This is a genomic window from Plantibacter flavus (assembly GCF_002024505.1).
Lineage (GTDB): Bacteria > Actinomycetota > Actinomycetes > Actinomycetales > Microbacteriaceae > Plantibacter > Plantibacter flavus_A.
This window is the reverse complement of the sequence record NZ_CP019402.1, coordinates 2,007,933-2,018,389: the sequence shown is the minus strand read 5'-3', so window position 1 is coordinate 2,018,389 and position 10,457 is coordinate 2,007,933. Positions and strand designations below refer to the sequence as shown.

The window sequence follows — 10,457 nt, the reverse complement described above, 5'->3', positions numbered from 1 at the left end:
CTCGCCGGTCCACGGGTTCGGGTGTCCTGCCCAATAGGCTGAGGGCGAAAGGACGACACGGCCATGACCTCACCTGCCGGGCGCCGGAGACACGGCCGCCCCACCATCTCCGATGTCGCCGCGCTCGCGGGCGTGTCGGCCGGAGCGGTCTCGAAGGTCTTCAACGGCACGGGTCGCATCTCGCCGCCGACCGCCGAGCGTGTCCGGGAGGCCGCGCGCAAACTCAACTGGACGCCGAACCCGGCTGCGATCGCTCTCCGGACCGCGCGCGCCCAGGCGATCGGGCTCGTCCTCACCAGTTCCTCCCCGGTTCCCGAGGTCGGTGCGGCCAATGTCGGACTCATCTCCGGGATCGAGTCCCTCCTCAGTCCTCGCGAGTACGGGCTCCTCCTGAACGTCTTCCTCACGGGACAGCACGACGAGTCGGCGTTCTACCGGTCCCTCGCTGAGCGCCAGCGGATGGACGGCGTCATCCTCACCAACTCGGTGGTCGGCGACACCCGCTTCGACCTCATGCGAGACCTCGGTGTGCCCGCGGTGCTCGTCGGCACCCCGTGGAAGCCGGGCGTGGTCGACTACATCGACGCGGACCCGCCGAGCGCCGGCATCCCCGAGACGGTCGACCACCTCGTCGGTCTGGGCCACCGCGATGTCGCGTTCGTCAGCGGCCCCGCCGGGTTCGTGCTCCCGAACATCCGACGCGAGGCGTTCACCGCCCGGCTCGCCCATCACGGGCTCACCCCGCACTCCATCTCGAGCGTCGGCTATTCGCCGGCGGCCGCCGCCGAGGAGACGAGTCGGCTCCTCGACGGGGCGGCACCGCCGACGGCGATCCTCTACGGCACCGACACCATGGCGATCGCCGGGATGCGGACGATTCAGAGCCGTGGCCTGCGGGTCCCCGAGGACGTCTCGGTCGTCGGGTTCGAGGGGCTCGAGGTCGGCGAATGGGTCGACCCCCAGCTCACCACCGTCCAGCGGTTCGCGTTCCAGCGTGGGCGGGCGGCGGCTGCGAAGCTCCTCGGCCTCCTCGGTGAGACCATCGAGGAGGACGTACCGCTCGAGAAGCCGGTGCTCATCGTCCGTCAGTCCACCGCCCCGCCGCGCGGCCGCTGACGAGACCGGGACGCGTCGGGGCCGACACCTGCGGTGCCGACCCCGATCAGCGGGCGTGGGCCCACCCTCCCTCAGAAGCTCAGTCTGACCATCCCGAGCTCGCGCACGGTCGGGAGCTCCACGATGATCGTGCCGTCGGACACGGCCACCGGAGCCGGCGTCCGCCGATCGTCGACGACCACCTCCGCCATGACCTCGGCCGGGACGACGGGACGCCCCGTGGCCTCCGCCAGCCGCGCGGCGTCGATCTGCACCCGGATGCCGGTGAGCTCGGTCACCGCACGTTGCTGGCCCCGCATCGCCAACGGGTCGGTGAGATTGGCGAACGCCAGCATGAACGCCGCTCCGTCCGTCCACGCCGCCGCATCCAGGAGCCCCGGGCCGTCGATGCTGACCAGACTCGATCCCCCGAGTGCGGCCTCGATCGTGTTGCCGAGCAGGGTGAGGTGATCACCGAGGAGCGTCTCGTGGTATAGCTCGGCGAGGTTGAAGCCGATGACCTGGACCGTCCCGGCGCCCGCCTGCACCGTCCCGCCGTCGTCCGACGTCGCCAACGACGCACGGAACACCGCGGGGTCCACGGCTACACCCCGCGGGTAGACCTCCTCCATGGGGAGGTCGGGGTGATCCGGCACGAACCGCCAGTGCACGACGGCCTCGGCGGTCGGCGCGAAGCGGGCCAGACGGGTTCCACCGATGATGCGGTCCGCGCCTTCCAGACCGGCGGCGAGTGCGCCGTCGGACGCGCGTTGCACGTAGTTGTTCCGGACGACCCCGGCCGAACGGGCGGTCAGCGGTGCGCCCGTGAGCTCGGTCACGAGCGGTGTACCCCCGTCGATCAGGGGCCCGGCTCCGGTCACCACGAGCTCACCGCCGCCCTCGACGAAGGCACGCAATGCGGCGGCGGACCGTTCGTCGATCTCGTCGATCTCCGGGAGGACGACCACCCTGGTCTCAGGCAGTCCGAGCCGATGCAGGCCACGGGGGCCGACGAACTCGAACGGCGTCCGCAGCTCGACGAGTGCTTGGTACATGCCGGAGGCGGCCCGTCGCGTCCGGGCGTCGGCGAAGGCGTTGTCCACGTCCCAGACGCACACTTCGGCGACCGGGCGCGACTGCTGCCAGATCGCACCGATCTCGCGATGCAGCGTGAACGCCCGCTCGACCGCTGGAATCCAGCGCGTGTCGTGGATCCGCGCGGCGAACTTCGTGAACCACGGGAACGCTCCGTGCACGAAGCCGTCGACGATCCAGCCCACGGTCTCCTGACCCGCGTTGACGGAGTCCTTCCAGCGGTAGCCGTGCGACTCGGGCCCGACGGAGGTGATGAGCCCCACCGGCTTGTCGGGGTGGATGGACCGGGTCCGCTTCGCGTCGCGGCCGGCCGCCCACTGGGTCTCCCCCTCGTTGCGCGCCTGATGGTCGACGAGGAAGAACGGGACGTGCAGGCGGGCGACGTCGTCGCGAAGCTCGCCCGCCGCGAACGAGCCGAGGTTGGGGATGAAGCGCACCTCCGGCTTCACGTCCTGGACCGCCGCGTCCCAGTGGGCGACCAGGTCGCTCAGCCGCTCCCGGCGCCAGCTCCGGTAAGCCCGCCAGGACTCTCCGTCGACGGCGTCGCGTGAGGTCGGCAGGGCGAGCCCGGACGCCGCGCGGAAGAGTCGCTGCGCGGTCTCGGTGTACCCGGGTCCGTGGCCCTGCCACCGGTTCGCGAACACCGCGTCGATGTCGTAGTCCGCGGTGACCTCGCGTGCGACCTCGGTCGTGAACTCCCAGTTGTAGTCGCCGAACGCGTCCGTCACGAAGGTGCCCGGGTGTGCCCAGTGCTCCTGCAGCTCCCCGTCCTCGGTCCGGGCGATCCACTCCGGATGGGCGTCACGGACGTCCCGATGGACGGCGTGCGGGTCGATCCGAGCCATGACGACCATGCCACGACTCCGTGCGAGATCGACGATCTCGCCGAGGAGATCGCGGTCACCGAGGTGCCGGCTGCGGTAGTGCAACGGGATCGAGGTCGGATAGAACGCGATGTACCCCCCGGCGCTGATGCAGATCGCGGTCGACGCGGTCCGGTCCAGGACGTCGGCCCACGCGTCGAGGTCGAAGTGGAGCGGGTCGTCCTCGACGAACGTCAGTTGTGTCCAGCGCTGGTCGCCGGAGAACCAGGCGATCGTGTCGGTTCCGGTCGTGAGCGGCTGTGTCGTCGTCATTTGATTCCCGTCGTGGCGATGCCCTTGATGATGTACTTCTGCGCGAAGAGGAAGAAGAGGAGGATCGGGACGAGCGAGATGAGCGACATCGCGAACATGATGCCGATCCCGCTCTGCGTCTCCGTGTCGACGAGCGATTTGAGCGCCACCGGCACGGTGTACAGCTTCGTCTTCGTCAGGTAGAGGAGCGGTCCGAAGTAGTCGTTCCACGTCCAGATGAAGGTGAAGATCGTCGTCGTGATGAGTGCCGGCTGCATGAGGGGCAGGATCACCGACCAGAAGATGCGGAACGGGCCGGCACCGTCGAGCATCGCCGCGTGGTCGAGTTCCCGCGGGATGGTGCGGATGAACTGCACCATGAGGAAGATGAACACCGCGTCGGTCGCGAGGAACTTCGGGATGAGCAGCGGGGCGTAGGTGTTGATCCACCCGAGCTCCGCGAACAGGATGTACTGCGGGATGATCAGCACATGGAACGGCAGCATCATCGTCATGAGCGTGAGGCCGAAGTACAGCTTGTTCGCTCGGAAGTTCAGCCGGGCGAGCGCGTACGCCGTCACGGAGCAGGAGAACAGGTTCCCGACGATGGCCCCCACGGCGATGAGACCGGAGTTGAGGAGGAACGCCGTGAAGGGCGTCCCCAGGGAGTCCCATCCGTCCCGGTAGTTCGACAACGTCACCTCGCTCGGGATGAGCCCCGTCTGCGACAGGATCAAGTTGCTCGGCTTGAAGGAACTCACCACCATCCACAGCAACGGGTAGAGCATGAGGAGCGCGAACACCACGAGGAGGATGTGGCGGACGATCCGTCGCGGTCGGCCGGCGTCCCGCTTGCGCCGGGTCGGCGTGGGATCGGGGTCGGCTGGAAGGGCGTCGAGGGTGGTACTGGTGATGGCCATCATTCGTCTCCGTAGTGCACCCAGCGGCGCGAAAGGATGAAGTTGCCCGCCGTGGCGATCGCAATGACGATCAGGAGGACCCACGCCATGGCAGCGGCGTAGCCCATGTCGAAGTTCACGAATCCCTCCTGATAGATGTAGAGGGTGTAGAACAGCGTCGAGTCGAGGGGTCCACCCGTGCCGCCACTGACCACGTGTGCTTGAGTGAACGCCTGGAACGCGCTGATCATCTGCAGGATCAGGTTCAGGAAGATGATCGGCGTGAGCAGCGGGATGGTGATCGACCAGAAGCGTCGCACCCGGCCGGCACCGTCGACCTCGGCGGCCTCGAGGAGTTCGTCCGGGACCTGACGCAGCCCGGCCAGGAAGATCACCATCGGCGAGCCGAAGGTCCACACGTTGAGGATGATCAGCGTCCACGGAGCGGTCGCGGGGTTCTGCAACCAGCTGTCCGCCTCGATGCCGAAGAACCCGAGCACCGTGTTGATGAGCCCTGCGTCGCCGAACAGCTGGCGCCACAGGATCGCGATCGCCACGCTGCCACCGAGGAGCGAGGGCAGATAGAAGGCGCTCCGGTACAGGGAGAGCCCGCGGATGCCCTTGTCGAGGATGACCGCCAGGAAGAGGGCGAAGGCGAGTTGCAAGGGCACGGAGACGAGCACGTACAGGCCCGTCACCCGTGCTGACGCCCAGAACCGCTCGTCCCCCATCATGCGGGTGAAGTTGTCGAACCCGATGAACGACGGTGCGGTCAGGAGGTCGTAGTCGGTGAAGGCGAGGACGGCGGACGCGATCAGCGGTCCTGCCGTGACGGCGATCATCCCGAGCATCCATGGGAGGAGGAAGACGTGTGCGACCCAGCCCTGCCGCTGGTGGGAGGCCCGACGCCGCTTCCGTCCGGTCGTCGTCGCGGATTCGGCCGTCGCGGTCCGCGCCTCGGGCTCGCGTTTCATGGTGAGGGTCATCAGTCGCCCACCGAGGAGGAGACGGCCGAGACGAAGTTCGACGCGGCCTGTGAGACCGAGGTGTTCCCGAGGGTCACGCCCTCGAGTTCGCGGATCATCACGGTGCGCCATGAACCGGAGCCCGCGGGAGCCTCGTATCGGGGCCGCTGCTCCTTCGCCGCGATGTCGCGGGTGGTCGCGATCACCTTCTGCTCGTCCGGGGTGGCCGACGGCTCGTACTCGTCGAGGAGCGCCAGGCTCGGTGGCGCCCCGGCCGACAGCCCCACCAGCTTCAGCAGGTCGATCGAGTTGAGGTTGTAGCTCATCAGTGCTCCGGCCGCGTCGACGCGGTCGTCCTCGATCCCGGCGTACATCGCGAACCGGCTGAAGTAGGTGAAGTGGTACCCGGGCGTCGCATCGGCGAGTGCCGGGACGTCCCGCTGCCGGAACTCGTAGTCGGGGAACGCTGCGGCCTCGTCGACGATGTGGTTCGAGTTGGCGAAGGTGGCGAGGACCTTGGCGCCGGTGTCGGACCAGCCGGGCTCGATGCCGTCCTGCTCGCTGATGCTGGTGGTCGCGCCCGCTTTGCGGAGCTGCTCCCACCAGTCGATCCACGCAGCGACGCCGTCCTCGCTCGCGGCCAGCCTGCCGTCCTTCGACCACAGGTCCTCGCCACGCTGACGCAGGAACGACTCGAAGGGCATGTCGTGGTAGGCGCCGTAGGTGGTGCCCTTCCGACCGGCGGCGTTGTTCTTCGAGTAGTCCGTGAGGAACTCGGCCAGGCTGTCCCAGGTGAGCGTCTCGGGGAGCGCGATGCCGTCCTCGTCCATGAAGGTCTGGTTGTACCGCAGGACCGGGGAGAACATCGACTTCGGCAGGGTGTTGAGCTCGCCGTCGATCCGGAAGAGGTCGAGTTCCGCCTCGCTGAACGCCGAAAGGTCGAGGGTGCCGACGTCGTCGAGTGGCCGGTAGATCTTCGCGTCCCGGTAGGTCAACACCGCGGGCGAGGGGATCCAGAAGACGTCAGGAACGTCGCGCGCAGCCATCTGCGTGGTCATGCGCTCCTGGTAGGCGGTGTAGTCACCGAACTCGGGCTCGATCGTGACGTCGCTGTTCTGCTTGCTGAACAGGTCCATCCCGGCCAGATAGGCCTTCTGGCGTTCAGCGCCTCCCCACCAGGCGAACCGGATGGTGGTGGCACCGCCGGCTCCGGAACCGCCTCCGATGGAGCAGCCGGCGAGGGCGAACGCTCCGAGCGAGAGGGCGCCGACCCCGGCGTAGGTGAGAAATCGGCGTCGGCTGACGTCCTGCGGCATGTTCGACATGGTGTCCTTCTTTCGATACGGCGTTGTATGAGTGATGACGGTGCTGCGATGACGGCGTCCCCAGGACGCCGGTGTTCAGGCCAGGGAGTTCGGGTCGACGCGGTTGACGAGCGGCTCCTCGGTGACCCGACGTCGGAGGTTGTCGAGGAAGATCGCGGTACCGCGATCGGCGGTGGCGGTGGTGGTCGCCCCGTTGTGCGGCGTCACCACCACGTCGTCCCGCGACCAGAACGGGGAGTCCGCCGGCAGCGGCTCGACCGTGTGCGCGTCGAGACCGGCTCCCGCGACGGCACCGGAGTCGAGAGCCGCCAGGAGGTCCGCGTCGACGACGATGCCCCCTCGGGAGACGACGACGACGGTGGCTCTCGGGCGGAGCGCAGACAGGACGCGGAGGTCGATCGCTCCGCGCGTCTCCACGGTGAGCGGGGCCGTCACGACCAGCACGTCGCACCGCCCGGCGAAGTCGAGGACCTCCTCCGGTCGGTACAGGCGATCGACGGCGGCCGGGGTGCGACCGACGTCACGACGGAGGCCGATGACGGTCATGTCGAAGGCGCTCGCGCGCGGCGCGAGGGCGGCGCCGACGTTGCCGAAGCCGTAGATGCCCATCGTCTTGCCGGCGAGCTCGCCGTGGACGAACCGGTCCCATCTGGCCCCGCGGGCGGCATCCGACCAGCGACGTCCGCCTCGGTCGAGCTGGAGGGCCAGCAACATCGCGTGCTCCGCGAGCGGAACCGCCCCGTTGCCCGCCGAGGACGTCACCGTGACGCCGCTCCCGCGGAGCACCGGTCCCACCTCGGTCTCGACGCCGGCGGCCCAGGAGTGCACCCAGGCGAGCGCCGGCAGCCCGGGCAGCTCCTCGTCGCGCACCCGGCCTGCGATGATCGTGGTCGCGGGGTGGGCGGTCTCGTCGTCGAGGACGCGGACCTCGGGGAAGTCGCTGCGGATGCGCGAGCGCACGGCGTCCGCCTGGCCGCCGCGGATGAGGACCACCTCAGGCGTCATCCCGGTCACCTCCGTCCGGGACCACGACGACCGCTCCGTCCACGACCTCGACGATCTCGACGAGGAGATCGTCTCCGACCGTCGACACCGTGGCGTCGACGTCGCCGGCGGTCACATGGTGGACGCGGGTGCCGACGGCGTCGGCCGCCCTCCCGCGGAACCGCAAGCGGGTTCCACGGACCGGGACGGTGGGACCGAAGGAGTTCCGACGTTGACCGGAGTGGTTGAGCACGTGTACGACGAGACCCGCTCGGGAACGACCGACGGACACCTCCACGTGTTCGCTCGCCTCCACCCCCACCGTTCCATCCTCCCCGACAGCGTCGATCACGAGATCGGCGATCAGGTCACGGATGGCCGTGAGCCCGAGTTCGCGATACGCCGCGCCGACGGTCCACGGGACCTGCGTGGCCCGTCCACGACCGAGCGTGAACACCCCGCAGGCCGATACCGGTCCCACCACGTGACCGTGGGCCTTCTCGGGCGGTCCGTACGGTGCTCGCGGGACGAACTCGTGGCGCAGGCGGGCGTCGGAACGCCACGCCAGGGTGTGCAGCCGCCCACGCACGGGCACGAGGTCCGAGCCTTCGACCGACGGCCCGCCGCCCCGTTGGACGTAGCTCGACTTGAGCGCCTCCGCGTCGTCTTCCAGCGACCGTTGCCGCGCTCCGGGGAGCCAGGCGACCACGGAGCCGTCCGCGTGGATGCCCGACCGCCCCGTCGCGACGACCCGCCCACCGGCGCGCACGAACGCCTCGAGAGCGGCGTCCTCCTCCGCGGTCGGGGCGATGAGATCCGGGAGGACCAGCACGCGGAAGCGTCCGAGGTCCACGACGGGCAGCGACTCCGCCGGCACGACGTCGACGGCGACGTGCCGCTCCAGCAGGGCGGAGAACAGGCCGCGGAACTCGGCGACCGACGCGAGCTGCACCTCGGCGGGTGCCGCGAGCGGGTTCGGTCGGACGATACCCACGTCGGCCGCGGGCGCCAGTCCGGCGTACAGGTCGGCGTGATCCCGGTGGAAGCGCGTCACGACCCCGGCCGGAGCGAGACAGGCGTAGTCGATGAGCCCGGCCGGCCCCATGATGTACGTCGACGGGTTCGCCCCGCGCGACACCGCCTGGAGGAGGTACTGCCCGAACATCTCCGGCTGTTCACTCGCCAGCCGGTACGGCATGTCGATGAAAGCCACGGCGTTCACCAGGACCGGTTTGCCCGGCTGCGCGACCCGGAACGCGCTCACCGACTCACTCGTCGCGTGTGGCCAGAGCGGGCGGCCGAGGGCGTTGTTCGCCTCATGGAACAGGATGTCCGCCGAGCGGCCCAGGATGAGCCCAGCGTGGGGTGCTCGTTCGGCGATGTGCCCGCGGATGCGTGCCGTCAAGCGGTCGATGGTCGCCGCGGCGAACCGTTTCCACTCCAGGTAGCCGGGATCACCCGCGAACGACGGCAGCTGCTCGATCCCGGTCTCCCGGACGAAGGCCTCGGCGCAGGCGTCGCAGTGACAGACGCCGTGGACCCGTCCTCCGTAGTCGACCTCGTTGAACCCGAACCAGTTGAAGAAGAATCCGTCGACGGGATACGCGTCGAGGATCTCGTCGATGATGTCGAGCGACCGGTCCTGGTAGTACCCCGCGCTGGGGCAGACGCTCACCAGCCCCTCGTAGACCTGTCGTTCCCCACTCGGTGACCGGAAGCACCACTCGGGGTGCTCGTCGGCGACGCGCGCGGCGACCTTCGAGAAGTCCATGCGGGCGAGGAGTCGGACGCCACGACGATGCGCGGCTTCGATCGCGTCACCGACGAGGTCGCCCCCGGGGCGCTCCTCGAGCAGTGGATTCCTCGACTGGAACGGCAGCGTCGACGGGAAGTGCGAGAGGATGCCTCCGACGTTGAGCAGCCAGACGCCGGCACCGTGCTCCTGGATGGCGTCCAGGACCGTCTCGACGTCGAGCAGCGCGTCGATCTCGCGCAGGTTCGTCTGGAACATGTCGAACGGCTCGTGCCACCAGCCCGGGCGGACGTCGGCGGTCTCGACGGCCGCGCGTGGTTCCGTGACGGTCATGCGCCGGCCCCGCCGTTCATCGAGCGGGCGAGCTCGACGAGCGCGGAATGGTCGGAACCGCCCTGGCCGCGGGCGACCACCGAGCGGAGCAGCTGTGCGACGAGTCCGGTCGCGGGAAGACCGACGCCGGCGGTTCGCGAAGTCATTTCGACGATCGCGAGGTCCTTCGCGTGGAGCTCGGACCGGAAGCCGGCGCGGAAGTCGTCCGCCAGGACCGAATCGGTCTTGCGTTCGAGGACGGTGCTGCCTCCGAGACCCTTGCGGATCACCGAGAGCGCCGTCTCCACGTCGACGCCCTGGGCCTCGAGGAAGACGACAGCCTCGGCGAGGGCCTGCAGATGGAGTGCGACGACCAACTGGTTGGCGGCCTTCACGACCTGGCCGCTACCGCTCGGGCCGACGTGCACCACCGAGGCGCCGAACGTCTCCAGGACGGACCGCCAACGCTCCAGGGTGGACGACTCACCACCGACCATCACGGAGAGGGTGCCCTCGCGCGCGCCTGCCTCACCACCGGACACCGGGGCGTCGAGCGCGCCGTGGCCCGCCTCGATGACGGCGGTGGCCACATCACGAGCCGTCTCGGGTCGGATCGTCGAGAGGTCGATGTAGTCGGCCCCGTCGGCGAGGTGCGCGAGGATCCCGTCCGTGCCGAGCGCGACCGATTCGACGTCCGGCGAGTCCGGCAGCACCGTGATGACGAGTTCGGCACCGGTGACGGCCTCGGCGACGGAGTCGGCCACGCGGAGGCCGGCGTCCCGGGCGGCCGATCGGCTCGCATCGCCCCGGCTGAACCCCGTCACGTCGTGTCCGGCTGCGGCGAGGTGCTCCGCCATCGGGCGCCCCATCACGCCGAGTCCCACGAATCCGATGGTCGTCATCGTCTCTCTTCC

Annotated in this window: 8 protein-coding genes; 1 reads left to right on the top strand and 7 read right to left on the bottom strand. The window is 69.3% G+C overall.

Going from position 1 to position 10,457, the window contains the following annotated elements; translation table 11 throughout:
• Positions 1 to 63: 63 nt before the first annotated feature.
• On the top strand, positions 64 to 1,116 hold the full coding sequence (locus BWO91_RS09475) for a LacI family DNA-binding transcriptional regulator (protein WP_079002424.1): 1,053 nt from the start codon (positions 64 to 66) through the stop codon (positions 1,114 to 1,116).
• A 71-nt stretch (positions 1,117 to 1,187) separates the two neighbouring features.
• Here the strand turns inward: BWO91_RS09475 and BWO91_RS09470 are convergent, their stop codons facing one another.
• From BWO91_RS09470 to BWO91_RS09440, 7 genes are all read right to left on the bottom strand, one after another.
• Positions 1,188 to 3,326, bottom strand: a complete 2,139-nt coding sequence (locus BWO91_RS09470; RefSeq protein ID WP_079002423.1) for an alpha-amylase family protein — start codon at positions 3,324 to 3,326, stop codon at positions 1,188 to 1,190.
• Entirely contained in the window at positions 3,323 to 4,228 is a 906-nt protein-coding gene (locus BWO91_RS09465) for a carbohydrate ABC transporter permease (RefSeq protein ID WP_079002422.1), read from the bottom strand. The genes BWO91_RS09470 and BWO91_RS09465 overlap by 4 nt, the downstream gene beginning before the upstream one ends.
• Positions 4,225 to 5,190 (bottom strand): carbohydrate ABC transporter permease, encoded by a 966-nt coding sequence (locus BWO91_RS09460; RefSeq protein ID WP_079002421.1) that lies wholly within the window; start codon positions 5,188 to 5,190, stop codon positions 4,225 to 4,227. The genes BWO91_RS09465 and BWO91_RS09460 overlap by 4 nt, the downstream gene beginning before the upstream one ends.
• Positions 5,190 to 6,494, bottom strand: coding sequence for an ABC transporter substrate-binding protein (locus tag BWO91_RS09455; RefSeq protein ID WP_071259985.1), 1,305 nt, complete (start codon positions 6,492 to 6,494; stop codon positions 5,190 to 5,192). Before BWO91_RS09455 ends, BWO91_RS09460 begins: the two co-directional genes overlap by 1 nt.
• 75 nt (positions 6,495 to 6,569) lie before the next feature.
• The gene (locus BWO91_RS09450) at positions 6,570 to 7,499 is read right to left on the bottom strand and encodes a D-2-hydroxyacid dehydrogenase (RefSeq protein ID WP_079003914.1); all 930 of its coding nucleotides are present in this window, start codon (positions 7,497 to 7,499) and stop codon (positions 6,570 to 6,572) included.
• On the bottom strand, positions 7,489 to 9,564 hold the full coding sequence (locus BWO91_RS09445; RefSeq protein WP_079002420.1) for a beta-galactosidase trimerization domain-containing protein: 2,076 nt from the start codon (positions 9,562 to 9,564) through the stop codon (positions 7,489 to 7,491). The genes BWO91_RS09450 and BWO91_RS09445 overlap by 11 nt, the downstream gene beginning before the upstream one ends.
• Positions 9,561 to 10,445, bottom strand: coding sequence for an NAD(P)-dependent oxidoreductase (locus BWO91_RS09440; RefSeq protein ID WP_079002419.1), 885 nt, complete (start codon positions 10,443 to 10,445; stop codon positions 9,561 to 9,563). The genes BWO91_RS09445 and BWO91_RS09440 overlap by 4 nt, the downstream gene beginning before the upstream one ends.
• Positions 10,446 to 10,457 lie beyond the last annotated feature (12 nt).

Coding starts and splice junctions, on each gene's coding strand:
- BWO91_RS09475 (WP_079002424.1), top strand. CDS start 64: ATGACCTCACCTGCCGGGCGCCGGAGACACGGCCGCCCCACCATCTCC.
- BWO91_RS09470 (WP_079002423.1), bottom strand. CDS start 3,326: ATGACGACGACACAGCCGCTCACGACCGGAACCGACACGATCGCCTGG.
- BWO91_RS09465 (WP_079002422.1), bottom strand. CDS start 4,228: ATGATGGCCATCACCAGTACCACCCTCGACGCCCTTCCAGCCGACCCC.
- BWO91_RS09460 (WP_079002421.1), bottom strand. CDS start 5,190: ATGACCCTCACCATGAAACGCGAGCCCGAGGCGCGGACCGCGACGGCC.
- BWO91_RS09455 (WP_071259985.1), bottom strand. CDS start 6,494: ATGTCGAACATGCCGCAGGACGTCAGCCGACGCCGATTTCTCACCTAC.
- BWO91_RS09450 (WP_079003914.1), bottom strand. CDS start 7,499: ATGACGCCTGAGGTGGTCCTCATCCGCGGCGGCCAGGCGGACGCCGTG.
- BWO91_RS09445 (WP_079002420.1), bottom strand. CDS start 9,564: ATGACCGTCACGGAACCACGCGCGGCCGTCGAGACCGCCGACGTCCGC.
- BWO91_RS09440 (WP_079002419.1), bottom strand. CDS start 10,445: ATGACGACCATCGGATTCGTGGGACTCGGCGTGATGGGGCGCCCGATG.